Origin of the sequence: Burkholderia lata, from assembly GCF_000012945.1 — a bacterium.
GTDB lineage: Bacteria > Pseudomonadota > Gammaproteobacteria > Burkholderiales > Burkholderiaceae > Burkholderia > Burkholderia lata.
Window position 1 is genome coordinate 3,416,627 of the sequence record NC_007510.1, and the last position, 26,500, is coordinate 3,443,126.

The following is a 26,500-nucleotide window of genomic DNA, read 5'->3' on the forward strand; positions in this document are numbered from 1 at the left end:
TTTCGCCCATGTCTGCGACTCCTCTCGCCGCTTCCGTCCCGCTCGACGCGCCCTACACGCGCGGCGCCGCTCTGCCTGCGCTGCTGAAATCGCGCATCCTGATCCTCGACGGCGCGATGGGCACGATGATCCAGCGCTACAAGCTCGACGAAGCCGCGTATCGCGGCGAGCGCTTCAAGGATTTCCCGCGCGACATCAAGGGCAACAACGAGTTGCTGTCGATCACGCAGCCGCAGATCATCCGCGAGATCCACGACCAGTACTTCGCGGCCGGCGCCGACATCGTCGAGACCAACACGTTCGGCGCGACGACCGTCGCGCAATCCGACTACGAGATGGAAGATCTCGTCGTCGAGATGAACATCGAATCGGCGAAGCTCGCGCGCGAAGCGGCCGAGAAATACGCGACGCCGGAAAAGCCGCGCTTCGTCGCGGGCGCGATCGGGCCGACGCCGAAGACGGCCAGCATCTCGCCGGACGTCAACGACCCGGGCGCACGCAACGTCACGTTCGACGAGCTGCGCGCGTCGTACTACCAGCAGGCGAAGGCGCTGCTCGACGGCGGCGTCGACCTGTTCCTCGTCGAGACGATCTTCGACACGCTGAACGCGAAGGCCGCACTGTTCGCGCTCGACGAGCTGTTCGAAGACACCGGCGAGCGCCTGCCGATCATGATCTCGGGCACCGTCACCGATGCGTCGGGCCGGATTTTGTCGGGCCAGACGGTCGAGGCGTTCTGGAATTCGCTGCGTCATGCGAAGCCGCTCACGTTCGGCCTGAACTGCGCGCTCGGCGCGGCGCTGATGCGCCCGTACATCGCCGAGCTCGCGAAGCTGTGCGACACGTACGTGTCGTGCTACCCGAACGCGGGCCTGCCGAACCCGATGGCCGAGACGGGCTTCGACGAGACGCCGGACGTCACGTCGGGCCTCCTGAAGGAATTCGCGCAAGCCGGGCTCGTGAACCTCGCGGGCGGCTGCTGCGGCACGACGCCCGAACACATCGCCGAGATCGCGAAGGCGCTCGCCGACGTGAAGCCGCGCCGCTGGCCGAACCAGTACAGCGACAACGCCTGACCCGACCGCCCCACGTCCTTCATCACCAGAATCCGCACCGCCATGACCGATCACATGATGCGCCTCGCCGGCCTCGAGCCGTTCAACGTCACGCCCGGGACGCTCTTCATCAACGTCGGTGAACGCACCAACGTCACCGGCTCGAAGGCGTTCGCACGCATGATCCTCAACGGCCAGTTCGACGAGGCTCTCGCGGTCGCGCGCCAGCAGGTCGAGAACGGCGCGCAGGTGATCGACATCAACATGGACGAGGCGATGCTCGATTCGAAGGCGGCGATGGTGCGCTTCCTGAACCTGATCGCATCGGAGCCGGACATCGCGCGCGTGCCGATCATGATCGACTCGTCAAAGTGGGAAGTGATCGAGGCGGGCCTGAAGTGCGTGCAGGGCAAGGCGATCGTGAACTCGATCTCGCTGAAGGAAGGCGAGGACGCGTTCCGCCACCACGCGCACCTGATCCGCCGCTACGGCGCGGCGGCCGTCGTGATGGCGTTCGACGAAACCGGCCAGGCCGATACCTACGAGCGCAAGATCGAGATCTGCACGCGCTCGTACAACTTCCTCGTGAACGAAGTCGGCTTCCCGCCGGAAGACATCATCTTCGACCCGAACATCTTCGCGATCGCGACCGGCATCGAGGAGCACAACAACTACGCGGTCGACTTCATCGAGGCGACCCGCTGGATCAAGCAAAACCTGCCGCACGCGAAGATCAGCGGCGGCGTGTCGAACGTGTCGTTCTCGTTCCGCGGCAACGACCCGGTGCGCGAGGCGATCCACACCGTGTTCCTGTACCACGCGATCCAGGCGGGGATGGACATGGGCATCGTCAACGCGGGCCAGCTCGGCGTGTACGCCGACCTCGACCCGGAGCTGCGCGAGCGCGTCGAGGACGTGATCCTGAACCGCCGCGACGATTCGACCGACCGCCTGCTCGAAATCGCCGACAAGTTCAAGGCGGGCGGCGCGAAGAAGGAAGAGAACCTCGAGTGGCGCAACCAGCCGGTCGAGAAGCGGCTCTCGCATGCACTGGTGCACGGCATCACGAACTTCATCGTCGAGGATACCGAGGAAGTGCGCGCGAAGATCGACGCGGCCGGCGGCCGCCCGATCAACGTGATCGAAGGGCCGCTGATGGACGGGATGAACATCGTCGGCGACCTGTTCGGCCAGGGCAAGATGTTCCTGCCGCAGGTCGTGAAATCGGCGCGCGTGATGAAGCAGGCCGTCGCGCACCTGATTCCGTTCATCGAGGAAGAAAAGCGCCTGCTCGCGGAAGCGGGCGGCGACGTGCGCGCGAAGGGCAAGATCGTCATCGCGACCGTGAAGGGCGACGTGCACGACATCGGCAAGAACATCGTGTCGGTCGTGCTCCAGTGCAACAACTTCGAAGTCGTCAACATGGGCGTGATGGTCCCGTGCAACGAGATCCTCGCGAAGGCGAAGGTCGAGGGCGCGGACATCATCGGGCTGTCGGGCCTCATCACGCCGAGCCTCGAGGAAATGGCGTACGTCGCGTCCGAAATGCAGCGCGACGACTACTTCCGCGTGAAGAAGATTCCGCTGCTGATCGGCGGCGCGACGACCTCGCGCGTGCACACGGCCGTGAAGATCGCGCCGCACTACGAAGGCCCGGTGGTCTACGTGCCGGACGCGTCGCGCTCGGTATCGGTCGCCTCCAGCCTGCTGTCCGACGAAGGCGCGACGAAGTACCTCGACGAGCTGAAGTCCGACTACGAACGCATCCGCGACCAGCACGCGAACCGCAAGGCGCAGCCGATGGTCACGCTCGCCGAAGCGCGCGCGAACAAGACCAAGGTCGACTGGGCGGGCTACCAGCCGGTGAAGCCGAAGTTCATCGGCCGCCGCGTGTTCAAGAACTACGACCTGAACGAGCTCGCGCAGTACATCGACTGGGGCCCGTTCTTCCAGACCTGGGATCTCGCGGGCCCGTACCCTGCGATCCTGAACGACGAGATCGTCGGCGAATCGGCGCGGCGCGTGTTTTCCGACGCAAAATCGATGCTCGCGCGCCTGATCCAGGGCCGCTGGCTGACCGCGAGCGGCGTGATCTCGCTGCTGCCGGCGAATACCGTCAACGGCGACGACATCGAGATCTACAGCGACGAGTCGCGCTCGGAAGTGCTGCTCACGTGGCGCAACCTGCGCCAGCAGAGCGTGCGCCCGGTGGTCGACGGCGTAATGCGGCCGAACCGCTCGCTCGCCGACTTCATCGCGCCGAAGGAATCGGGCGTCGCCGACTACATCGGGATGTTCGCGGTGACGGCCGGCCTCGGCGTCGACGTGAAGGAAAAGCAGTTCGAAGCCGACCACGACGACTACAGCGCGATCATGCTGAAGGCGCTCGCCGACCGCTTCGCGGAAGCCTTCGCGGAAGCGATGCATGCGCGCGTGCGGCGCGAGCTGTGGGGCTACGCGAGCGGCGAAACGCTCGACAACGATGCGCTGATCGCCGAAAAGTACGCGGGCATCCGCCCGGCGCCCGGCTACCCGGCCTGCCCCGACCACCTCGTGAAGCGCGACATGTTCGACGTGCTGCGCGCGGACGAGATCGGCATGAGCGTGACCGATTCGCTGGCGATGCTGCCGGCCGCGAGCGTGTCGGGCTTCTATCTCGCGCATCCGGACAGCACGTACTTCTCGGTCGGCAAGATCGGGCAGGATCAGCTCGAGGACTATGCGCAGCGCATGGCGCTGTCGCTCGACGACGCGCGCCGCGCGCTTGCGCCGCAGCTGTAATCGGCCCTTCGACGGGCGCGCAGCCGCCCGCTATTGTCAGACAAAAGAAAAAGCCCGCTCGGAAGCGGGCTTTTTCCTACCTTTCGATCCTTTCGGACCGGCCGGGCAAGCAGGCTCAGAAGCCCCAGTGCACGTCGGCTTCGCCGGCTTTCGCTTCGCGCAGCATCGTGAGGAAGGGGGCGACGCGCTGTGCCAGGCTCGGCGGCACTTCGTGGTGCGCGTGGTCGGCTTCATCTTCGTGGAAATGGCCGGCGTGCTCGGCGCGTTCCTGCTTCGCCTGCGCAACGGCGCCTTCCAGCTTGGCGATCGCGTGGTCCAGCTCATCGTGCGTAATCACACCGCGCTCGCCCAGCTGCTTGCCGACGAGACCCAGCACATACACGGCGAAATCCTTCAGCACGTCGAGATCCTGTGCCGCCTTGCTCTTGAACGTAATCATGACAATTCCCTTTTCATCTTGTTGTGCCTGCGCGGCGCGGTTGGGGAACGCCGGCAGACCGGCGTCCGGCCTCGCGGACGCGGGCCGCCTGAGCGGCATATTAGCACCTGTTAAAATTCTGCGATCCCTGAAACGCGCGCTTAAAAAGCGCGCCGGCGGGCCGGCGTTTCCGGCCGCCACCAACGAAGCCTTCTACCAGCATGCTGCCAGCACACAAACAGACCCTCGAAGCCCTGCTCGCGGATAGCGTCAAGCAGGTCGCACACGCGCTGAAAGGCGCCGACGCCGCAACCGTCGCCCCCGTCATCACGCTGGAGCGCCCGAAGGTCGCCGCGCACGGCGACGTCGCGTGCAACGTCGCGATGCAGCTTGCGAAGCCGCTCGGCACGAACCCGCGCCAGCTCGCCGAGCAGATCGTCGCCGCCCTCACCGCCCAGCCGGGCGCGCAAGGCCTCGTCGAAGCCGCCGAGATCGCCGGCCCCGGCTTCATCAACCTGCGCCTGTCGGCCGCCGCGAAGCAGGCGGTGATCGCCGCCGTGTTCGACCAGGGCCGCGCGTTCGGCACGTCGGATCGCGAGAAAGGCAAGCAGGTGCTGCTCGAATTCGTGTCGGCGAACCCGACCGGCCCGCTGCACGTCGGCCACGGCCGCCAGGCCGCGCTCGGCGACGTGCTCGCGAACGTGATCGCGAGCCAGGGCTACGCGGTGCACCGCGAGTTCTACTACAACGACGCCGGTGTGCAGATCGGCAACCTCGCGATCTCGACGCAGGCGCGCGCACGCGGCCTGAAGCCGGGCGACGCGGGCTGGCCGGAAGCCGCGTACAACGGCGAATACATCGCCGACATCGCACGCGACTTCCTGAACGGCGAAACGGTCGCCGCGTCCGACGGCGAGCCGGTCAAGGGCACGGGCGACGTCGAGGATCTCGACGCGATCCGCAAGTTCGCGGTCACGTACCTGCGTCGCGAGCAGGACATGGACCTGCAGGCGTTCGGCGTGAAGTTCGACCAGTACTACCTCGAGTCGTCGCTGTACAGCGAAGGCCGTGTCGAGAAGACGGTCGACGCGCTGATCAAGGCCGGCATGACCTACGAGCAGGACGGCGCGCTGTGGCTGCGCACGACCGACGAAGGCGACGACAAGGATCGCGTGATGCGCAAGTCGGACGGCACGTACACGTACTTCGTGCCGGACGTCGCATACCACGTGACGAAGTGGGAGCGCGGCTTCACCAAGGTGATCAACATCCAGGGCTCGGACCACCACGGCACGATCGCGCGCGTGCGCGCCGGCCTGCAGGGCTTGCACATCGGGATCCCGAAGGGCTACCCCGACTACGTGCTGCACAAGATGGTCACCGTGATGCGCGAAGGCCAGGAAGTGAAGATCTCGAAGCGCGCGGGCAGCTACGTGACGGTGCGCGACCTGATCGAATGGTCGGGCGGCGCGGCGGCGGGCCAGGAAGCGGCGCCCGACCTGATCGACGAAGCGACCATCACGCGCGGCCGCGACGCGGTGCGGTTCTTCCTGATCTCGCGCAAGGCCGATACCGAGTTCGTGTTCGACATCGACCTCGCGCTGAAACAGAACGACGAAAACCCGGTCTATTACGTCCAGTACGCGCATGCGCGGATCTGCTCGGTGCTCAATGAGCTGAAATCGCGCTACAACGTCGACGTCGCGCAGCTGCCGGGCGCCGACCTGTCGCAGCTGACGAGCGCGCAAGCGGCGTCGCTGATGCAGAAGCTGGCCGAGTACCCGGACATGCTCACGCACGCGGCCAACGAGCTGGCACCGCACGCGGTCGCGTTCTACCTGCGCGACCTCGCTGGCGAATTCCACTCGTTCTACAATGCGGAGCGCGTGCTGGTCGACGACGAAGCGCCGCGCAATGCGCGCGCCGCACTCCTCGCCGCGACCCGGCAGGTGCTCGAGAATGGTCTGGCGGTGCTCGGCGTGTCCGCGCCCGCCAAGATGTAAGGCAGCAAGCGGCCCGAACCGGGCAGCGAATGGCTGCGGCTGGGCGCCTGCCGTCGGGTGCCCCAGCCGCAGCCTTTTCACGATTCTTTTTGCAGGTGACTCAAGCAATGGCACAACCACGCCGAACTTCGAAGCAATCGAAACAAGCCGGAGGGACATTTCTTGGAATCGTGCTGGGCCTGATCGTCGGCCTCGCGATCGCCGTGGTGGTGGCGCTCTACATCACGCGTTCCCCGTCGCCGTTCGTGTCGAAGGTCGCGCCGCCGCCGGCCGACAACGGCGCGAGCCAGCCGCAGCAGTTCGATCCGAACCGCGCGCTGCAGGGCAAGACGCCGGGCCAGCCGGTGCCGCAGGCCGCGCAGCCCGCGCCGCCGAACACCGCGCCCGGCCAGGCCGCGAACCAGACCCAGGGCGGCCTGCTGCCCGAACCGCAGATCGTCGAAGTGCCGCCGCAGGCCAACGGGTCGAGCGGGTCGAACAACACCGGCAGCTCGAACAACACGACCGCGTCGAACAATACGTCGTCGGGTAACGGCGTCGCCGTCGCACCGAAGCCGGCCGACACCACGCCGCCGCCGAAGAAGACGCAGCAAGCGCAGCAGCAACAGCAGCAAGGCGGCGAGGACGACCTCGCCCGCTTCGCCGCGCAGAAGCAGGCGCAGCAAGCCGCCGCGCAAAAGCAGCAACAACAGCAACTGGCCGCGAACACGCCGAAGCCGACCTCGTCGGCCACGGCCGCCGCGGCAGCGAAGCCGCCGACCGCGAACGACGCGAATACCGGCTACTTCCTGCAGGTGGGCGCGTACAAGACGGAAGGCGACGCGGAGCAGCAGCGCGCGCGCCTCGGCTTCCAGGGTTTCGAGTCGAAGGTGTCGAAGCGCGATGTCAGCGGCGTGACGTATTTCCGCGTGCGTGTCGGCCCGTTCTCGAAGTTCGAGGATATGAACTCGGCCCGCCAGCGCCTGTCCGATGCAGGTGTCGACACGGCGGTGATCCGTTTCACGAAGCAGTAAGCAACCGGCCGAGCCCACTCAGAACCCGTTACGTTTCGTAACCCGAGCAACTGATTCGACGTTCACAACATGAAAAAACTGCTTAGCACGCTCCTTCTGTCCCTGGGCCTGGCCGCCGGCCTCGCGCAGGCTTCGCCCGCCGCACCGGTCGCCGGCAAGGACTTCGAGGTGATGAAGTCGCCGCAGCCGGTGTCCGCGCCGGCCGGCAAGGTCGAGGTGATCGAGTTCTTCTGGTACGGCTGCCCGCACTGCTACGAATTCGAGCCGACGATCGAAGCCTGGGTGAAGAAGCAAGGCAACAACATCGACTTCAAGCGCGTCCCGGTCGCATTCCGTGACGATTTCGTCCCGCACTCGAAGCTGTTCTACGCGGTGTCCGCGCTCGGCATCTCCGAGAAGGTCACGCCGGCGATCTTCAATGCGATCCACAAGCAGAAGAACTATCTGCTGACGCCGCAGGCGCAGGCCGACTTCCTGGCCACGCAGGGCGTCGACAAGAAGCAGTTCATGGACGCGTACAACTCGTTCAGCGTGCAGGGCGAAGTGAACCAGTCGGCCAAGCTGCTGAAGGACTACGCGATCGACGGCGTGCCGACGGTCGTCGTCCAGGGCAAGTACAAGACGGGCCCCGCTTACGCGAACAGCATCCCGGGCACGGCCCAGGTGCTCGACTTCCTCGTGAAGCAGGTTCAGGACAAGAAGCTCTGATCCCCGCCCGCGCGCCGGCATGACTACTCCGCTGAAGGTCTTCATCACCGGCGCATCGAGCGGCCTCGGCCTCGCGATGGCCGAGGAATACGCCCGCCAGGGCGCCACGCTCGCACTCGTCGCGCGACGCACCGAGGCTCTCGATGCGTTCGCGCGGCGCTTCCCGAAGCTGTCCATCTCCGTCTATTCCGCCGACGTGCGCAACGCCGAAGCGCTCGCGACGGCCGCTGCGTCGTTCATCGCGACGCACGGCTGCCCCGACGTCGTGATCGCGAACGCAGGCATCAGCCAGGGCGCCGTCACGGGCCAGGGCGATCTCGCGACGTTTCGCGACGTGATGGACATCAACTACTACGGGATGGTCGCGACGTTCGAGCCGTTCGTCGCCCCGATGACGGCCACGCGCCACGGCACGCTGGTCGGTGTCGCGAGCGTCGCCGGCGTGCGCGGGCTGCCCGGCTCCGGTGCGTACAGCGCGTCGAAATCGGCCGCGATCAAGTATCTCGAAGCGCTGCGCGTCGAGCTGCGGCCCGCCGGCGTCGGCGTCGTGACGATCGCGCCCGGCTACATCCGTACGCCGATGACCGCGCACAACCCGTACCGGATGCCGTTCCTGATGGACGCCGACCGCTTCGCCGCGCGTGCGGCCCAGGCGATCGCGCGGCAGCACGCGTTCCGCGTGATTCCGTGGCAGATGGGCGTCGTCGCGAAGGTGCTGCACGTGCTGCCGCGCTGGCTGTACGACCGCCTGTTCGAGAAGGCGCCGCGCAAGCCGAAGGCGGGGGCGCACTGACGCTCCGGTGAGCACCGGCCCGCGCGAAGCTTCGCGGGCCGTCTCTCCGCTTCTCCGCCTTCCGCCTTCCGCCTTCCGCCTTCCGCCTTCCGCCTTCCGCCTTCCGCCTTCCGCCTTCCGCCCTCCGCACCGACACAGACGCAAACGCCAAGCCGCTTCGACGCGTCGATTCGCAGACCGCTCCCACGCCGCCTCTCCGCCCCTGTGCATCACCGAACCCGCCGGCCGTTTCGACATTTCGATTCGACACCCGCACCGCTCCTGCGCCGTCCCTGACGCGCCACCGTCCAGCGCCCCCCAAGCGCCAGCGTTCCTCCGCCCGCAGCCTCCCTCGCCGCCCCAACACCCGTTCCGTCGCGAACGCAGCCGTTTTTCGGCCAATTCACCGCGTTCAGGCGCCTTTTTTCACGCGTCTTGCGCTTTGACGGTATGCTATTCGCCAGCCGCGCCGGCCCTGTCCGCTTCCGGGCCGCGCCCGCATCCCGTCACCCAGCAAAAAACACAAGCCACGTGGGAGATCCTATGCAGGTCAAGCTGTTCGCCGCGGCCACGCTCGCCGCCGCCCTCGCCGCCCCCGGCCTCGCCGCCGCCAAGCCGCTCACCGTGTGCACGGAATCGAGCCCGGACGGCTTCGACGTCGTGCAGTACAACTCGCTCGTCACGACCAACGCATCGGCCGACGTGATCTTCAACACGCTCGTGTCGTACGACGAAGCCGCGAAGAAAGTCGTGCCCGCGCTCGCCGACAAATGGGACGCGAGCGCAGACGGCCTCACGTACACGTTCCACCTGCGCCCGAACGTCGCGTTCCAGACCACCGACTATTTCAAGCCGAGCCGCTCGCTCGACGCGGACGACGTCGTGTTCACGTTCTCGCGGATGCTCGACGATTCGAACCCGTGGCACAAGGTGGCCGGTGCAAGCGGCTTCCCGCACGCGCAGTCGATGAGCCTCGTGAAGCTCGTGAAGTCGGTCACGAAGGTCGACGACAGCACCGTGAAGTTCGTGCTGAACGAGCCGAACGCGACGTTCGTGCCGATCCTGACGATGGGCTTCGCGTCGATCTACTCGGCCGAATACGCGGACCAGTTGCTGAAGGCCGGCAAGCAGGCCGACCTGAACGCGAAGCCGGTCGGCACCGGCCCGTTCGTGCTGAAGAGCTACACGAAGGACGCGCTGATCCGCTACGACGCGAACCCGACCTACTGGGGCACGAAGCCGAAGGTCGACCGGCTGATCTACGCGATCACGCCCGACCCGTCGGTGCGCCTGCAGAAGGTGAAGGCCGGCGAATGCCAGATCGCGCTGTCACCGAAGCCGCAGGACGTGCTCGCCGCAAAGGGTGAAAGTGCGCTGAAGGTCGTGCAGACGCCCGCGTTCATGACCGCGTTCGTCGCGCTGAACACGCAGAAGAAGCCGCTCGACAACGACAAAGTGCGCGAAGCGCTGAACCTCGCGTTCGACCGCGCGACCTACCTGAAGGTCGTGTTCGACAACACCGCGACGGCCGCGAACAACCCGTATCCGCCGAACACGTGGAGCTACGCGAAGGACGTCGCGCCGTACGCATACGATCCTGCAAAGGCGAAGCAGCTGCTCGCGCAGGCCGGCTTCCCGAACGGCTTCTCGACGACGATCTGGACGCGCCCGACCGGCAGCGTGCTGAACCCGAACCCGAAGGTCGGCGCGGAGCTGCTGCAGGCCGACCTCGCGAAGATCGGCGTGAAGGCCGAGGTCAAGGTGATCGAATGGGGCGAGCTGATCAAGCAGGCGAAGCTCGGCCAGCATGACATGCTGTTCATGGGCTGGGCCGGCGACAACGGTGATCCGGACAACTACCTGTCGCCGCTGTTCAGCTGCAACGCGGTGAAGTCGGGCATCAACTTCGCGCGCTTCTGCGACACGCAGCTCGACAAGCTGATCGCCGACGGCAAATCGACCGCCGACCAGGCCAAGCGCGCGAAGCTGTATGAAGCCGCGCAGAAGATCATCCACGACCAGGCGCTGTGGATTCCGCTCGGCTACCCGACCGCGGCCGCGCTCACGCGCACAAACGTGAGCGGCTATCACGTGAGCCCGTTCGGGCGGCAGAACTTCACGTCCGTCGCGGTGCAGTAACGCGACCCTCGCGCGTGGCGCGCAAGCGACGGTGCGTCGGGCCGTCGCTTGCGGCCCGCGCGCCGCGCTTGCTACACTGCGCGCTCATTCCTCATACCGGACGCCAGCCAAAGTGAACAACTAAGCCTTCCCGAAATGTTTTCGCCGCCGTGCCACGCACGCCGCGCGCGAAGGTCTTCACGCATTTTTGGAGGTGCTTATGGCTGCTGCCACGCCCACCGGCGCGCTCGTCGCGCTTCATCACGTTTCCTTCCGCTTCGACGACGGCTTCACGCTGTTCGATTCGCTCGACCTTTCCATCGACCGCACGCCGACCGGCATCGTCGGCCGCAACGGCATCGGCAAGAGCCAGCTCGCGCAATTGATCGCGGGCCGCTGCGCGCCGAGCGCGGGGACGATCGACCGGCATACGTCGATCGTCTACGTCGCGCAGCAGCACGACGACGGCGACGCGTCGGCCGGCCCGCGAACCGTCGCGCAGATTGCCGCGCTCGATGTGCCGCTCGGCGCGCTCGCGCGTCTCGCCGACGGCCGCGCGGAACCGCACGACTTCGACCTGATCGGCGATCGCTGGGATCTCGTGGAACGGTTGCGCATCGCGCTCGACGCAGCCGGCCTGCACGACGTGCAACCCGACACGCCCGCGCAGGCCCTGAGCGGCGGGCAGCTCGCGCGCGTCGCGCTGATCGGCGCGCTGCTGTCCGGCGCGGGCCTGCTCGTGCTCGACGAACCGACCAACCATCTCGACGCGACTGGCCGCGCGTGGCTGCGCGCGGCGCTCGACGGCTGGCGCGGCGGCCTCATCATCGTGAGCCATGACCGTGCGCTGCTCGCCGACGTGCAGCGCATCGTCGAGCTGACACCGCAAGGCGTGCGCTCGTACGGCGGCAACTACGCGCTCTACCGCGCGCAGCGCGACGCGGAACAGGATGCCGCGCAGTCTGCGCTCGACAACGCGCGTGCCGAACGCGGACGCGTCAGGCGCAGGCTCGAACAGGAACACGACACGATCCAGCGACACGCGGCCGCGTCGCTGCGCGAGGCGAAAACGGCCAACTTGTCATCGATGGCAAAACAGAGCCGCAAGGGCGCGGCGCGCAGCATCATGGGCACGGTGCGGCGCCACCAGAATGAATTCAAGGCGACGCTCGACGAACGCGTGCAGGAAGCGGCCGCGCGCGTCGAAGCCGATGCGCCGGTGCTCGTGTCGCTGCCGGGTACCGAAGTCAGCGCACGTCGCCAGTTGTTCACGCTCGAAGGTGCGCAACTGCCGTGGCACATCGCAGGCAATGCCGATGCGATCACGTGGTCGGCGAGCGGCGCCGTGCGCATCGCGCTGACCGGCCCGAACGGCTGCGGCAAATCGACGTTGCTGCGGATGCTCGCGGGCGAGCTTGCGCCGCGTTCAGGCGCATGCACGACCCACGTGAGCGCCGCGTATCTCGACCAGCGGCTCGCGCTGCTCGATCCCGATCGTTCGATCGTCGAGCAACTGGGGCTGCTCGATACGCCGCTCGCCGAAGGCGACCTGCGCAGCCGGCTCGCGCTATTGCAGCTCGACGCGGTGCGCGCGACGCAGCCGGCACGGCAGTTGAGCGGCGGCGAACGGTTGAAGGCCGCGCTCGCGTGCGCGTTGTGGCGCGGCACGCCCGCGCAACTGCTGCTGCTCGACGAGCCGACCAATCACCTCGATCTCGAATCGGTGCGTGCGATCGAAGGTGCACTGACCGGCTTCCCCGGCGCGATCGTGGTCGCGTCGCACGACACCGCGTTTCTCGCGGCGCTCGACCCGACGCACACGATGCAATGGCATCGCGACGGGTGGCGCTACGAACCCGTCGCGTGAGGAAAACGAAGCGGTGTCAGCCGGCGGTACGGAACCGCAGCACGCCGTCGTCGCCCTGCTCGCGCACGAGTTCGCCCGCGAGCCACAGCAGGTTCAGGTGCGCGAGCGCCTCGCCGAGCGCGAACGTCATCTGGTGGATGTCGAGTTCGCGGCGGCGGAACATGATCGGCACGATGTCGGCCGCGCTCATCGGCTTTTCCGCGCACGCGACGCGCACTTCGGCCAGGCGCGCGTCGTGGTGTTCGCGCAGTTGCGTGATGCGCGTGCGCACGCCGCGGAACGGCTTGCCGTGCGACGGCAGCACCAGCGTATCGGGCGCCATCGTCTCGTAGCGGCCGAGCGACTGCAGGTACAACGCGAGCGGGTTCGCTTCCGGTTCGAGGTCGAACACGGACACGTTCGTCGAGATGCGCGGCAGCACCATGTCACCGGAGATCAGCACGCCGTCCGCTTCGCTGTGCAGCGCGCAATGTTCAGGCGAATGGCCGAAGCCGGTCACGACGCGCCACGTGCGCGTGCCGATCGTCACCGCGTCGCCCTCACGCAGGCGCCGGTAGCGCGGCGGCACGGCCGGCACGAGATCCGCGTAGTAGCTGCGGCGGTTGCGCAGCTTGTCGAGCGCGGCCGGATCGGTCAGCCCGTGGCGCGCGAAGTGATCGGCGGCCGCCGCGCCGCCCGCGTTCGAGCCGTTGCCGGCCGCCATCAGGCAGCCGAACATGTACTCGCCGAGCGTCATCCACAGCCGCACGTTCCAGCGGCCCTTGTCGCCGCCTTCGCACAGCCAGTTCGCGAGGCCGAAGTGATCGGGATGGCAGTGCGTGACGAGCACGCGCAGCACGGGCAGGCCGTCGAGATGCGTGTCGAAGATCTGCTCCCAGTGCGTGCGGATCGCCTCCGACGAGATCCCGCAATCGACGATCGTCCAGCCGGCCTGCCCGTCGATCTCGTCGCGCAGCAGCCAGAGGTTGATGTGATCGAGCGAGAACGGCAGCGGCATGCGCAGCCAGCGCACGCCGGGTGCGACCTCGAACGTGTCGCCCGCGGCGGGCAGCGTGTCGGCGAAGGGGTAGTCGAGTTGGTGTTCCAGTGCGTTCATCGGGGGGCGTCTCGTCGTTATCGGTGCGAATGCGCGCCGGCGGCAGGCCGCGGCGGGCGTTCCGTCGATTCTATCGCCGTCCCGAGGAACGCGTGCCCGGCGGCCAGCGCCCCGTCAAAAAAAGTTCGTGCCAGAATCGGTTCCGTACCCGTATCTTTACGCGAAGATGCACCGAACGGCCCCCAACGGCGGATAACCCGCCGCTTGCCGGCCGGCCGCGCATCGCCGCGAAGCCCTTGAACCGCCCGCTTGGGCGCTAAAATGGCGAGTGCTTACAGCCCCTCCCGAACGAGCCTGCACGCGATGAATCACTTCCCCAAACTGCTGTCTTCGCAGATCGGTTTCGACGTCGCGCAGACGATGCTCGAAAACTTCGACCGCCACTACCGGATCTTCCGCGAGGCGGCCGTCGAGGCGAAGACGCTGTACGAGCATGGCGACTGGCACGGGCTGCAGCGGCTCGCGCGCGAGCGGATCACGTCGTACGACGATCGCGTGAAGGAATGCGTCGAGGTGCTGGAAGACGAATACGACGCGGAAAACATCGACGACGAAGTGTGGCAGCAGATCAAGCTGCACTACATCGGCCTGCTCACGTCGCACCGCCAGCCCGAGTGCGCGGAGACCTTCTTCAATTCGGTGTGCTGCAAGATCCTGCACCGCTCGTACTTCAGCAACGATTTCATCTTCGTGCGCCCGGCGATCTCGACCGAGTATCTGGAGAACGACGAGCCGGCCGCGAAGCCGACCTACCGCGCGTACTATCCGGGCACCGACGGGCTCGCGACCACGCTCGAGCGGATCGTCACCAACTTCCAGCTCGAGCCGGCGTTCGACGATCTCCCGCGCGACATCGGGTGCGTGATGCAGGCGATCCACGACGAATTCGGCCACTTCGACGAAGCACCGAATTTCCAGATCCACGTGCTGTCGTCGCTGTTCTTCCGCAACAAGAGCGCGTACATCGTCGGCCGCATCATCAACGCCGACCGCGTGCTGCCGTTCGCGGTGCCGATCCGCCACGTGCGTCCGGGCGTGCTGTCGCTCGACACCGTGCTGCTGCGCCGCGACCAGCTGATGATCATCTTCGGCTTCTCGCACTCGTATTTCCTCGTCGACATGGGCGTGCCGTCCGCGTACGTCGACTTCCTGTGCACGATCATGCCCGGCAAGCCGAAGGCGGAGATCTACACGTCGGTCGGCCTGCAAAAGCAGGGCAAGAACCTGTTCTATCGCGATCTGCTGCACCACCTGTCGCATTCGAGCGACCGCTTCATCATCGCGCCCGGGATCAAGGGCCTCGTGATGCTCGTGTTCACGCTGCCGTCGTTCCCGTACGTGTTCAAGATCATCAAGGATCACTTCCCGCCGCCGAAGGAAACGACGCGCGCGCAGATCATGGAGAAGTACCAGCTCGTGAAGCGCCACGACCGCCTCGGGCGGATGGCCGACACGCTCGAATATTCGAGCGTCGCGCTGCCGATCGCGCGGCTCGACCACGCGCTCGTGCGCGAGCTGGAAAAGGAAGTGCCGTCGCTGCTCGAATACGAGGACGGCAATCTCGTGATCGAGCACCTGTACATCGAGCGCCGGATGACGCCGCTCAACCTGTACCTGCAGAACGGCTCCGACAGCGACGTCGAGCACGGCGTGAAGGAGTACGGCAACGCGGTGAAGGAGCTGATGAAGGCGAACATCTTCCCCGGCGACATGCTGTACAAGAACTTCGGCGTGACGCGCCACGGCCGCGTGGTGTTCTACGACTACGACGAAATCGAGTACCTGACCGACTGCAACGTGCGCCGCGTGCCGCCGCCGCGCAACGAGGAAGACGAGCTGTCCGGCGAACCGTGGTATACCGTCGGCCCGCACGACATCTTTCCGGAGACCTACGGGCCATTCCTGCTCGGCGACCCGCGCGTGCGCGACGTATTCATGAAGCATCACGCGGACTTTTTCGATCCCGCGCTGTGGCAAGCCAGCAAGGACAAGCTGATCCAGGGCGAATTGCCCGACTTTTACCCGTACGACACCGCGCTGCGCTTCTGCACGCGCTACCCCGCGCGCTTCGGCGCGACGGACCAGAACGATGGCGCAGGCGACGCGCAGCGCGCCGCCTGACGCCCGCTACACCGCACCGATTGCGACCTGATTTCCGCCAACGGAATCCACACCGATGAACACCCAAGACCATCCGCTTTCACACCTGTTCGACAACAACGACGCCTGGGTCAAGCACAAGCTCGAAGACGACCCGCAATTCTTCGCGCGTCTGGCCGACCAGCAGGCGCCGGAGTATCTGTGGATCGGCTGCTCGGATTCGCGCGTGCCCGCGAACGAGATCATCGGCCTGCCGCCGGGCGAAGTGTTCGTCCACCGCAATATCGCGAACGTGGTCGTGCACAGCGACCTGAACTGCCTGTCGGTGATCCAGTTCGCGGTCGACATCCTGCGCGTGAAGCACATCATGGTCGTCGGCCACTACGGCTGCTCGGGCGTGAACGCCGCGCTGCTCAACCGTCGCGTCGGCCTCGCCGACAACTGGCTGCATCACGTGCAGGACGTGCGCGAGCGCCACACGGCGCTGCTCGACGCATGGCCGGTGGGCGAAGCGCGCTATCGCCGCCTGATCGAGCTGAACGCGATCGAGCAGGTGGTCAACGTGTGCCGCACGACGATCGTCAACGACGCGTGGGCGCGCGGCCAGTCGCTCACCGTGCACGGGCTCGTGTACGGCGTGCACGACGGCCGGATGCGCAACCTCGGGATGGCCGTGTCGAACTTCGAAGCGCTCGACGAGACCTACACGCGTTGCGTGGCCGCACTCGTCGCCGGCGGCGAGCATGCGCCGGACAATGACATGATCGCGGCAGACGCCGCACGGCTCGAAGGCGTCGCGCAGGCTGTCGCCGCCACGCTGAAGCCGTGCGACGACGCGAAGTAACGCCACGGCCTGCACGGCGGCCGCTGCGCAGGCGTACAGTCGTGCCACCCCTCGAATGGATCTGATCCCGGCGCTGCCGCCACGGCGGCGCCAAGCAAAGGAGCGACGCGCATGAAAACCGCATTGATCGTCGGTGCATCGCGCGGCCTCGGCCGCGAATTCGTCCGCCAATACCGGCGCGACGGCTGGAACGTGATCGCCACCGCGCGCGACGACGCGTCGCTCGACGCGCTACGCGCGCTCGGTGCGCACGCGCATGCGCTCGACATCACGCAGCCCGAGCAGATCGCGGCGCTCGGCTGGAAACTCGACGGCGAGCGGCTCGATGCGGCCGTGCTGGTGTCGGGTGTGTACGGGCCGCGCACCGAGGGCGTCGAGACGGTCACCGCCGAGGATTTCGACGCGGTGATGCATACGAACGTGCGCGGGCCGATGCAATTGCTGCCGATCGTGCTGCCGCTGGTCGAGGACGCGCGCGGCGTGCTGGCCGTCGTGTCGAGCCGGATGGGCAGCATCGCCGAGGCGACCGGCACGACCGGCTGGCTGTACCGCGCGAGCAAGGCCGCGCTGAACGACGCGCTGCGCATCGCGTCGCTGCAGACGCGCCATGCCGCCTGTATCTCGCTCCATCCCGGCTGGGTGCGCACCGACATGGGCGGCGCGCAGGCCGCGATCGACCCGGAAACCAGCGTGACCGGCATGCGCCGCGTGATCGCCGAATCCGGCGCGGACGTGTCGCAGGCAAACGGCCGTTTCTTCCAGTACGACGGTATCGAGCTGAGCTGGTAGGCAGCCGACAACCTTGCGTCGTTAATTCCCGATTCGCATGATTTCGAACCGACCTGACGCGTGCCCGTGCGGCGGCGCGTCCCCCGCTCCCGCCGGCAAAGCGCCGGCGCCCCGCTATGCGGCCTGCTGCGGCCGCTTCATCGACGGCGGCGAAGCCGCACCGACCGCGCTCGAGTTGATGCGTTCGCGGTACAGCGCGTACGTGCTCGGCGCGACCGACTACCTGCGCGCGACCTGGGCCGCGCGCACCTGCCCGGCCGATCTCGACACCGACCCCGAAGCGCCCGACGCGCCGCGCTGGCTCGGCCTCGCGGTCAAACGCCACGCGCCGCTCGACGAACGGCACGCGGAGGTCGAATTCGTGGCCCGCTACAAGGTCGGCGGACGCGCTTACCGGCTCCACGAGACGAGCCGTTTCGAGCGCGACGAGCACGGTTTCTGGCGCTACGTCGACGGCGAAGTAAGTGAACGTTGACAAATAGTTGCTGTGTCAGACGCCGGGTAATTCCCGCATTGCACAACCCCATTTTGTCCGGCTACGATGACCTCGAATTGGTCATGTTGCATGGCAGGGCTTACGAATGGCGTTCAGCAAGGTATTGGTGGGATGGATGGCGGCGTGTGCGCTGTCGGCCGCTCAGGCCGGTACGCTGCCGAGCGCCAATACGGGGACGGGTGCCGGCGCCAGCGGGTCGCTCGCCCACGCCGAACGCTTCGACTACGGCAATTCGAACCTGCCGCAGGTCGCCGCCGACCTGAACGAACAGATCCTCCGCATTCCGGCCGACGCATCGGGCTCCGTCACGCTCGAGGCCACGCTCTTCAAGCCGAACGGCCCCGGCCCGTTCCCGCTCGTCGTCTTCAATCACGGCAAGAACACCGGCGATCTCCATCTGCAGCCGCGCAGCCGGCCGCTCGCGTTCGCGCGCGAATTCGTGCGCCGCGGCTATGCGGTGATCGCACCGAACCGCCAGGGCTTCGCGGGGTCGGACGGCACGTACCAGCAGGAAGGCTGCAACGTCGGCAAGAACGGCCTCGCGCAGGCGGCTGACGTCGACGCGACGGTGCGCTACATGTCGCGCCAGTCGTATGTCGATGCGTCGCGCATCGTCGTCGCCGGCACGTCGCACGGCGGCCTCGTGTCGGTCGCATACGGCACCGAAGCCGCACCGGGCGTGCGCGGCATCATCAACTTCTCCGGCGGGCTGCGCCAGGACCTCTGCGACGGCTGGCAGAAGAACCTCGTCGACGCGTTCGACCAGTACGGCGCACATACGGCCGTGCGGTCGCTGTGGCTGTACGGCGACAACGACTCGGTGTGGACGCCCGGGCTCGTCGCACAGATGCACGACGCGTACGTTTCGCACGGCACGCAGGCCCAGTTCATCGATTTCGGCCGCTACAAGGACGACGCGCACCGGCTGATCGTCGATCGCGACGGCGTGCCCGTGTGGTGGCCGGCCGTCAACGCGTTCCTCGCGCAGCTGAACCTGCCGACCTCGGTGCGCTACGCGGTCGCGAACCCGCACGAGCCGAAGGCGAGCGGCTATGCGTCGATCGACTCGGTCAACGCGGTGCCGTATGTCGACGAAGCCGGCCGCGAAGGCTATCGCCGCTTCCTGAACCAGCATCCGAGCCGCGCGTTCGCGGTCTCGTCGGAAGGCGCATGGTCATGGGCCGAAGGCGGCGACGACCCGATGGCGCTCGCGCTCGACAACTGCGCGAAGCAAGGCGCGGGGTCGTGCCGGCTGTATGCGGTCAACGACCGGGTCGTGTGGAACACGACGCAGACGGCCGACAACGACGACAGCAACGCACGCGACACCGATACGCCGGCACTGGCTTCGCGTTGACGAGCGGCGGCCTTCGCCGCCGTTTTTCGTTTTTCTCCCCTCACCCATCGCGCCGAGGCCATCGCAGCGCCTCACTCATCGCTTGCACTCGTAAAATCGAGCACAATCCGCATAACGCTCGCTTTTACGAGCATCCAGCTTGCGGAAGTCTGGCAACCGACCCGCGAGTGGAGACGTGTTTCGAGGAGCGCGGCGTGCCCGGCAAGGAAATCGACAAGATCACGCCGGCGTTCCGCCACATCGAGCACGTGTCCCACCCCACACTGCGCAAAGCGTTGCCCTGACCTGACCTCACCTTCCATCGGAGTCCGTCCCGGCGCCTTGCCATGCATGGCCCCCGTTGATCGGGCAACGCGAGACGCTGGATCTTTCGATCTCCCAGTGTCGCCACAAACCACCCATTTCATCATTCCCCATATTTCTGCGCCGTCACACCCCACCCGGCCCACGATTTTTTTCGGTTGGGGGGTCTCACTCGAACGTCGTCATCTGCGGTCATTTCGAGACATCTGAACCGTACCGTCCCGAGCCGCTCCGATCTGCGCGGAACTCCCGCCCGGCAAGGCTTTGCGGCGTTTGTAACCGGTAGTGCAACGGGTCGCGGAACACGCTAATCTCAGCGCGATTCGTGTCTCGCCGCGCGGCATCCCGTCGATGCCGCGCAGCCGTTTTATCCCCCGGAGCCGCCTTGAGTACGCCAGCCACCGACGACTGGGTCGCGCGCAGCCTGCGCGCGGTCTGGCATCCCTGCACCCAGATGAAGCATCACGAGCGCCTGCCGCTCATCCCCGTCGCGCGCGGCGCGGGCCTGTGGCTGTACGACCGTGACGGCCGCCGCTACTTCGATGCGATCAGCTCGTGGTGGGTCAACCTGTTCGGCCATGCGAACCCGGACATCAACGCGGCGCTGAAGGACCAGCTCGACACGCTCGAGCACGCGATGCTCGCCGGCTGCACGCACGAGCCCGCGATCGAGCTCGCGGAGCGGTTGCACACGCTCACCGCGCGCACGCTCGGCCATGCGTTCTTCGCATCGGACGGCGCATCGGCGGTCGAGATCGCGCTGAAGATGAGCTTCCATGCGTGGCGCAACCGTGGCCGCGCGAACAAGCAGGAATTCGTCTGCGTAGCGAACAGCTATCACGGCGAGACGATCGGCGCGCTCGGCGTGACCGACGTCGCACTGTTCAAGGACGCGTACGACCCGCTGATCCGCCATGCGCACGTGGTCGCGTCACCCGACGCGCGCGGCGCGCTGGCAGGCGAAACGGCCGCCGACGTCGCCGGCCGCGCGCTGGCCGACGTGCGACGCCTGTTCGTCGAACGCGGCGACCGGATCGCCGCGCTGATCGTCGAGCCGCTCGTGCAGTGCGCAGCCGGCATGGCGATGCACGATCCGTCGTACGTGCGCGGGCTGCGCGCGCTGTGCGACGAATTCGGCGTGCACCTGATCGCCGACGAGATCGCGGTTGGCTGCGGCCGCACCGGCACCTTCTTCGCGTGCGAGCAGGCCGGTGTCTGGCCCGATTTCATGTGCCTGTCGAAAGGCATCAGCGGCGGCTACTTGCCGCTGTCGCTCGTGCTCACGCGCGACGACGTGTTCAACGCGTTCTACGACGACGACACGACGCGCGGCTTCCTGCACTCGCATTCGTACACCGGCAACCCGCTCGCGTGCCGCGCGGCGGTCGCGACGCTCGACCTGTTCGAGCGCGACGACGTGATCGCGGCCAATGCCCGCAAGTCGGCGACGCTGCGTGCGGCGCTCGCGCCGCTCGATGCGCACCCGCAGGTACGCCACCTGCGCGAGCGCGGCACGCTGTTCGCATTCGACGTCGCGCTCGACGGCGACGGGGCGCGCGGCTTCTCGCGCCGCTTCTTCGAACGCGCGCTGGAACGCGAGCTGCTGCTGCGCCCGATCGGCACGACCGTGTACCTGATGCCGCCGTACGTGATGAGCGACGACGACATCGCGTGGCTCGCGCAAAGCACGCGCGACACGCTCGACGCAACGCTGGAGGACATCACCCGATGAGTCTGCTCGATACCCTGCAACGCGGCCTCGCCGATCTCGACGCGCAAGGGCTGCGCCGCGTGCGCCGCACCGCCGACACCGCGTGCGATGCGCACATGACCGTCGACGGTCGCGAGATCGTCGGCTTCGCAAGCAACGACTATCTCGGCCTCGCCGCGCATCCGGCACTCATCGCCGCGTTCGCCGAAGGCGCGCAGCGCTACGGCTCCGGCAGCGGCGGCTCGCACCTGCTCGGTGGTCATTCGCGCGCGCACGCGACGCTCGAAGATGAACTCGCGGCCTTCTCGGGCGGCTTCTCCGACGCACCGCGCGCGCTGTACTTCAGCACCGGCTACATGGCGAACCTCGCCGCGATGACGGCGCTCACCGGCAAGGCCGCGACGATCTTCTCCGACGCGCTGAACCACGCTTCGCTGATCGACGGCATGCGGCTGTCGCGCGCGAACGTCCAGGTCTATCCGCATGCGGACACGGCCGCGCTCGCCGCGTTGCTCGACGCATCGGATGCCGAAACGAAGCTGATCGTCAGCGACACCGTGTTCAGCATGGATGGCGACCTCGCCCCGCTCGCCGAACTCGTCGCGCTGGCCGAACGCCACGGCGCATGGCTCGTCGTCGACGACGCGCACGGCTTCGGCGTGCTCGGCCCGCAGGGCCGCGGCGCGCTCGCGGCCGCCGCGCTGCGCTCGCCGAACCTCGTGTACGTCGGCACGCTCGGCAAGGCCGCCGGCGTCGCAGGCGCATTCGTGATCGCGCACGAGACCGTGATCGAATGGATGATCCAGCGCGCGCGCAGCTACATCTTCACGACGGCCGCGCCGCCTGCCGTGGCGCACGCGGTATCCGCCAGCCTGAAAGTGATCGCGGGCGACGAAGGCGACGCGCGACGTGCGCATCTCGCCGCGCTGATCGAACGCACGCGCGCGCTGTTGCGCAACACGCGCTGGCAGCCGGTCGATTCGCACACGGCCGTGCAGCCGCTCGTGATCGGCAGCAACGACGCGACGCTCGCGGCGATGCGCTCGCTCGACGCGCATGGCCTGTGGGTGCCCGCGATCCGGCCGCCGACGGTGCCGGTCGGCACGTCGCGGCTGCGCGTGTCGCTGTCGGCCGCGCATTCGTTCGACGATCTCGCGCGGCTCGAAGCCGCGCTGATCGAAGCCAGCGAAGCGCAGGCCGTGCAGAAGGCCGCCGCATGACCGCTCCGCTCTCGCTGTTCGTCACCGGCACCGACACCGAAATCGGCAAGACCTTCGTGTCGGCCGCGCTGCTGCACGGCTTCGCGCGCCACGGCCTGCGCGCAGCCGCGCTGAAACCTGTCGCAGCCGGCGCGTATGAACGCGACGGCGTGTGGCGCAACGAAGATGCCGACCAGCTCGACGCGGCCGCGAACGTCGTGCTGCCGCCCGAGCTGCGCACGCCGTTCCTGCTGAAAGCACCGGCCGCGCCGCATATCGTCGCCGCGCAGGAAGGCGTGACGCTCGACATCGACACGATCGTCGCGTGCCATCGCGAAGCGCTGACGCGCGCGGATGTCGTCGTCGTCGAAGGCGCCGGCGGCTTCCGCGTACCGATGAACGACACGCAGGACCTGGCCGATCTCGCAGTCGCGCTCGGCGTGCCGGTCGTGCTCGTGGTCGGCGTGCGGCTCGGCTGCATCAACCACGCGCTGCTCACCGCCGATGCGATCGCCGCGCGCGGCCTCAAGCTCGCCGGCTGGGTCGCGAACCACGTCGACCCGGCGATGTCGTTCCCCGACGAGAACATCGCGACGATGCGCGACTGGCTCGCCCGCGAGCACGGCGCACCGCTGCTCGGCCGCATTCCGCACATGAGCCCGGCCGCCCCCGAATCCGCCGCGGCGATGCTCGACATCGCCGCGCTCGTCGAGACGCTGCGCACCGCGCAGCCTTGACCCAACAGAAACAGATCCCCCGATCCCTCATCCCCGACCAGGACAGGAAAACGATATGACCCAAGCCCAGACTGCCGCCACCGTGCAACCCGACGCGATTCCCGTGGCCGCTCCGGTCTCGCAGCGCTGGCGCGTCGCCGACGTCGTCGCGCTGTTCGAGCTGCCGTTCAACGACCTGCTGTTCCGCGCGCAGCAGGTGCACCGCGAGCACTTCGACGCGAACGCGGTGCAGCTGTCGACGCTGCTGTCGATCAAGACGGGCGGCTGCGAGGAAGATTGCGGCTACTGCTCGCAGTCGTCGCACCACGACACGGGCCTGAAGGCCGAGAAGCTGATGGACGTCGACGCGGTGCTCGATGCCGCGCGCGCGGCGAAGGCGAACGGCGCGAGCCGCTTCTGCATGGGCGCCGCGTGGCGCAACCCGAAGGAGCGCCACATGCCGGCGCTGACGGAGATGGTGCGCGGCGTGAAGGAACTCGGCCTCGAGACCTGCATGACGCTCGGCATGCTGGAAGACGAGCAGGCGCAGGAACTCGCGAGCGCGGGCCTCGACTACTACAACCACAACCTCGACACGTCGCCGGAGTTCTACGGCCAGGTGATCTCGACGCGCACCTACCAGGATCGCCTCGACACGCTCGACCGCGTGCGTGACGCGGGCATCAACGTGTGCTGCGGCGGCATCATCGGGATGGGCGAATCGCGCCGCGAACGCGCGGGCCTGATCTCGCAGCTCGCGAACCTGAACCCGTATCCGGATTCGGTGCCGATCAACAACCTCGTCGCGATCGAAGGCACGCCGCTCGAAGGCACCGCGCCGCTCGACCCGTTCGAATTCGTGCGCACGATCGCGGTGGCGCGGATCACGATGCCGAAGGCCGTCGTGCGCCTGTCGGCCGGCCGCGAGCAGCTCGACGACGGCCTGCAGGCGATGTGCTTCCTCGCCGGCGCGAACTCGATGTTCTACGGCGACCAGCTGCTGACGACGAGCAACCCGCAGTCGCAGAAGGACCGTGCGCTGTTCGAGCGCCTCGGCATCCGGTCGAGCGATGCGGACGCGATGTCGGCGAACGCGTAAGCGCCACGCACGGCGGATTCGTTCGCCGCATGAAAAAGCCGGGATACGTCCCGGCTTTTTTTACGTGTGCGCCGCGCACTCAGCCCGCCACGCCCAACGCGCGCGGCTCCATGAACGTGTGCCGGAAATAGTCGCGCACCGCGTGCATCGCGGGGCTCAACTCGATGTCCTTGCGCCAGGCGAGACCTACACTCATCGGCGGCACCGGGTCGCGCAGCACGATCGTCTCGATCCGCCGGCCCTCGAGCGACCACGGGCGGTACACCATGTCGGACAGGATCGCGACACCGCTGCCGTTCGCGACCATGCTGCGCACCGCCTCGACGGACGACGTGCGCAGGATCACGTTCGGCCGGTACGGCGTCTCGTTCCAGTAGCGCAGCGCCGTCTGCCCGGCCTCGTCGACCGTCAGCATCACGAACGGCTCGCGCGCGACTTCCGCGAACGTGACGCTCTCGTGCCTGAGCAGCGGGTGATGCGCACCGACCCACAGCCGCCGCACCGAATGGATCACCGGCTCCAGCACGAGCGCCGGATTCGACACGTTCGACGTGAGCAGCACGGCCATGTCGTAGCGGCCCGCGATCAGCCCTTCCTCGATCGACTCGCGGTTCAGCTCGTGCAGGTGGATCGTCAGCCGCGGGTACAGCGTGTTCAGGCGCAGCACGTGGTGCGGCAGGAAGTAGCCGAGCACCGTGTAGCTCGCGGCGATCGCGAGCGTGCCGGTCAGCGTGCTTTCGAGGTTCGGGATCCGCATCGCCTCGTCGACCGACGACAGGATCGTGTACGCGTGATTCAGGAAGCGCCGCCCCGTGTCGGTGAGCGTCACGCCCGACGGCGTGCGCAGAAAGAGCTGCGTGCCGAGGCTGTCCTCCAGTTCCTTGATCGCGCTCGTCACGGCCGACTGCGAAATCGTGAGCTGGATCGCGGCCTGCGAGATCTGGCCGAGCTCGGCGGTCGCGACGAAATACTTGAGCTGTCTGAGGGTCAGGGCCATGGTCGATGAGAAAACAGATGGGCACGCGATAAACATCATAACAACCGGGCGGCGCCCATCAACCTGACTGCGTGGAAACCCTGCCACCCCTGCTGCAACGGCCCTTGGCAGCCGCTCTCCGGGGTATCGAAAAAATCGATACGGCTGCATACAAAAATAGAACTTTTTTGACGCACCCCACGCGGCTAACCTGCGTTCAACACGGTTTCGGCATGCGCCACGACGCACGCGAACCGGAGAACCTGGAGGAGCACACCGTATGAGGAAGCACAGCGTCGACCTGAACTCCGACATGGGAGAGGGCTTCGGTCCGTGGACGATCGGCGACGGCGTCGACGAGCAGATCATGCCGCTCATCAGCTCGGCAAACATCGCCACCGGCTTTCACGCCGGCGATCCGAACATCATGGCGCGCACGGTGCAGCTCGCGCGCGACGCCGGCGTCGGCATCGGCGCGCACCCGGGCTTTCGCGATCTCGTCGGCTTCGGCCGCCGCACGATCGCCGAAACGCCGCAGGCGCTCGTCAACGACATCCTGTACCAGCTCGGCGCACTGCGCGAGTTCGCGCGCCTGAACGGCGTCACCCTGCAGCACGTGAAGCCGCACGGCGCGCTCTACATGCATGCAGCAGGCAACGAAGCGTTCTCACGGTTGCTGATCGAAACGCTGCAGCGCGTCGACCCGGGCCTGTGGCTGTACTGCATGGAAGCGTCGGTCACGTACCGCGTCGCCGTCGAATACGGGCAGCCGGTGATCCGCGAGTTCTACGCGGATCGCGACTACGACCGCAGCGGTTCGATCGTGTTCACGCGTCGCGTCGGCCGCCTCGATCCGCGCCAGGTCGCCGACAAGGTGCTGCGCGCGTGCATCGACGGCAAGGTGCGCACGATCGACGGCGACGACATCGACATCGACTTCGACTCGGTCTGCATCCACAGCGACACGCCGGGCGCGCTCGACCTCGTGCGCGAAACGCGCCACGCGCTGATCCGCGAAGGCATCCGGACCGCCGGGCCGCAACCGCTCGCCGCCCATCACTGATTCAAGGAGACCCACG

General features: G+C 67.2%; 21 protein-coding genes. 18 read left to right on the plus strand and 3 right to left on the minus strand.

Annotated features, from left to right (window positions below; genetic code table 11):
* Window positions 1-8 precede the first annotated feature (8 nt).
* Both BCEP18194_RS21455 and metH read left to right on the plus strand, forming a co-directional pair.
* Window positions 9-1,076: a homocysteine S-methyltransferase family protein gene (locus BCEP18194_RS21455; protein WP_041492970.1), complete on the plus strand. Its 1,068-nt coding sequence runs from the start codon at window positions 9-11 to the stop codon at window positions 1,074-1,076.
* 42 nt (window positions 1,077-1,118) lie between these two features.
* On the plus strand, window positions 1,119-3,836 hold the full coding sequence (gene metH / locus BCEP18194_RS21460; protein ID WP_041492971.1) for a methionine synthase: 2,718 nt from the start codon (window positions 1,119-1,121) through the stop codon (window positions 3,834-3,836).
* A gap of 115 nt (window positions 3,837-3,951) precedes the next feature.
* On the opposite strand, the gene BCEP18194_RS21465 is transcribed toward metH, so the two are convergent.
* Complete coding sequence (locus BCEP18194_RS21465) at window positions 3,952-4,275, minus strand: DUF1840 domain-containing protein (protein ID WP_011353361.1); 324 nt, start codon at window positions 4,273-4,275, stop codon at window positions 3,952-3,954.
* A gap of 200 nt (window positions 4,276-4,475) precedes the next feature.
* Here BCEP18194_RS21465 and argS point away from each other — a divergent pair, with 200 nt between their 5' ends.
* From argS to BCEP18194_RS21495, 6 genes are all read left to right on the plus strand, one after another.
* A complete protein-coding gene (argS, locus tag BCEP18194_RS21470; RefSeq protein ID WP_011353362.1) occupies window positions 4,476-6,257 on the plus strand; it encodes an arginine--tRNA ligase in 1,782 nt (593 codons plus the stop codon).
* A 107-nt stretch (window positions 6,258-6,364) separates the two neighbouring features.
* Window positions 6,365-7,270 (plus strand): SPOR domain-containing protein, encoded by a 906-nt coding sequence (locus BCEP18194_RS21475; RefSeq protein WP_011353363.1) that lies wholly within the window; start codon window positions 6,365-6,367, stop codon window positions 7,268-7,270.
* A 69-nt stretch (window positions 7,271-7,339) separates the two neighbouring features.
* On the plus strand, window positions 7,340-7,978 hold the full coding sequence (locus tag BCEP18194_RS21480) for a thiol:disulfide interchange protein DsbA/DsbL (RefSeq protein WP_011353364.1): 639 nt from the start codon (window positions 7,340-7,342) through the stop codon (window positions 7,976-7,978).
* Between the two features lie 19 nt (window positions 7,979-7,997).
* Window positions 7,998-8,771 carry an SDR family oxidoreductase gene (locus tag BCEP18194_RS21485; protein ID WP_011353365.1) on the plus strand — a complete coding sequence of 258 codons (774 nt, stop codon included), beginning with the start codon at window positions 7,998-8,000 and terminating at the stop codon, window positions 8,769-8,771.
* A gap of 522 nt (window positions 8,772-9,293) precedes the next feature.
* Window positions 9,294-10,889, plus strand: coding sequence for an ABC transporter substrate-binding protein (locus tag BCEP18194_RS21490; protein ID WP_011353366.1), 1,596 nt, complete (start codon window positions 9,294-9,296; stop codon window positions 10,887-10,889).
* A gap of 199 nt (window positions 10,890-11,088) precedes the next feature.
* Window positions 11,089-12,735: an ABC-F family ATP-binding cassette domain-containing protein gene (locus BCEP18194_RS21495; RefSeq protein WP_011353367.1), complete on the plus strand. Its 1,647-nt coding sequence runs from the start codon at window positions 11,089-11,091 to the stop codon at window positions 12,733-12,735.
* 16 nt (window positions 12,736-12,751) lie between these two features.
* Here BCEP18194_RS21495 and BCEP18194_RS21500 read toward each other — a convergent pair whose 3' ends face one another.
* Window positions 12,752-13,831 (minus strand): MBL fold metallo-hydrolase, encoded by a 1,080-nt coding sequence (locus BCEP18194_RS21500; RefSeq protein ID WP_011353368.1) that lies wholly within the window; start codon window positions 13,829-13,831, stop codon window positions 12,752-12,754.
* 303 nt (window positions 13,832-14,134) lie between these two features.
* On the opposite strand from BCEP18194_RS21500, the gene aceK reads away from it, so the two are divergent.
* The 9 genes from aceK (at window position 14,135) to bioB (ending at window position 24,445) form a co-directional block, all read left to right on the plus strand.
* A complete protein-coding gene (aceK, locus tag BCEP18194_RS21505) occupies window positions 14,135-15,952 on the plus strand; it encodes a bifunctional isocitrate dehydrogenase kinase/phosphatase (protein ID WP_041492972.1) in 1,818 nt (605 codons plus the stop codon).
* A 55-nt stretch (window positions 15,953-16,007) separates the two neighbouring features.
* Window positions 16,008-16,775: a carbonate dehydratase gene (gene can / locus BCEP18194_RS21510; protein WP_011353370.1), complete on the plus strand. Its 768-nt coding sequence runs from the start codon at window positions 16,008-16,010 to the stop codon at window positions 16,773-16,775.
* Window positions 16,776-16,886: 111 nt separating this feature from the next.
* On the plus strand, window positions 16,887-17,564 hold the full coding sequence (locus BCEP18194_RS21515; RefSeq protein ID WP_011353371.1) for an SDR family oxidoreductase: 678 nt from the start codon (window positions 16,887-16,889) through the stop codon (window positions 17,562-17,564).
* A 37-nt stretch (window positions 17,565-17,601) separates the two neighbouring features.
* On the plus strand, window positions 17,602-18,039 hold the full coding sequence (locus BCEP18194_RS21520) for a YchJ family protein (protein ID WP_011353372.1): 438 nt from the start codon (window positions 17,602-17,604) through the stop codon (window positions 18,037-18,039).
* 106 nt (window positions 18,040-18,145) lie between these two features.
* A complete protein-coding gene (locus BCEP18194_RS21525) occupies window positions 18,146-19,417 on the plus strand; it encodes a dienelactone hydrolase family protein (RefSeq protein WP_011353373.1) in 1,272 nt (423 codons plus the stop codon).
* Window positions 19,418-20,105: 688 nt separating this feature from the next.
* Window positions 20,106-21,452: an adenosylmethionine--8-amino-7-oxononanoate transaminase gene (gene bioA / locus BCEP18194_RS21530; RefSeq protein ID WP_011353375.1), complete on the plus strand. Its 1,347-nt coding sequence runs from the start codon at window positions 20,106-20,108 to the stop codon at window positions 21,450-21,452.
* Window positions 21,449-22,651, plus strand: a complete 1,203-nt coding sequence (gene bioF, locus BCEP18194_RS21535) for an 8-amino-7-oxononanoate synthase (RefSeq protein WP_011353376.1) — start codon at window positions 21,449-21,451, stop codon at window positions 22,649-22,651. Before bioA ends, bioF begins: the two co-directional genes overlap by 4 nt.
* Window positions 22,648-23,367, plus strand: coding sequence for a dethiobiotin synthase (gene bioD, locus BCEP18194_RS21540; RefSeq protein ID WP_011353377.1), 720 nt, complete (start codon window positions 22,648-22,650; stop codon window positions 23,365-23,367). Before bioF ends, bioD begins: the two co-directional genes overlap by 4 nt.
* 55 nt (window positions 23,368-23,422) lie before the next feature.
* Window positions 23,423-24,445 carry a biotin synthase BioB gene (gene bioB, locus BCEP18194_RS21545; protein ID WP_011353378.1) on the plus strand — a complete coding sequence of 341 codons (1,023 nt, stop codon included), beginning with the start codon at window positions 23,423-23,425 and terminating at the stop codon, window positions 24,443-24,445.
* Between the two features lie 79 nt (window positions 24,446-24,524).
* Here bioB and BCEP18194_RS21550 read toward each other — a convergent pair whose 3' ends face one another.
* The gene (locus BCEP18194_RS21550; protein WP_011353379.1) at window positions 24,525-25,442 is read right to left on the minus strand and encodes a LysR family transcriptional regulator; all 918 of its coding nucleotides are present in this window, start codon (window positions 25,440-25,442) and stop codon (window positions 24,525-24,527) included.
* A 259-nt stretch (window positions 25,443-25,701) separates the two neighbouring features.
* Between BCEP18194_RS21550 and BCEP18194_RS21555 the strand changes: the two genes are divergently transcribed.
* Window positions 25,702-26,484: a 5-oxoprolinase subunit PxpA gene (locus BCEP18194_RS21555; RefSeq protein WP_011353380.1), complete on the plus strand. Its 783-nt coding sequence runs from the start codon at window positions 25,702-25,704 to the stop codon at window positions 26,482-26,484.
* Window positions 26,485-26,500 lie beyond the last annotated feature (16 nt).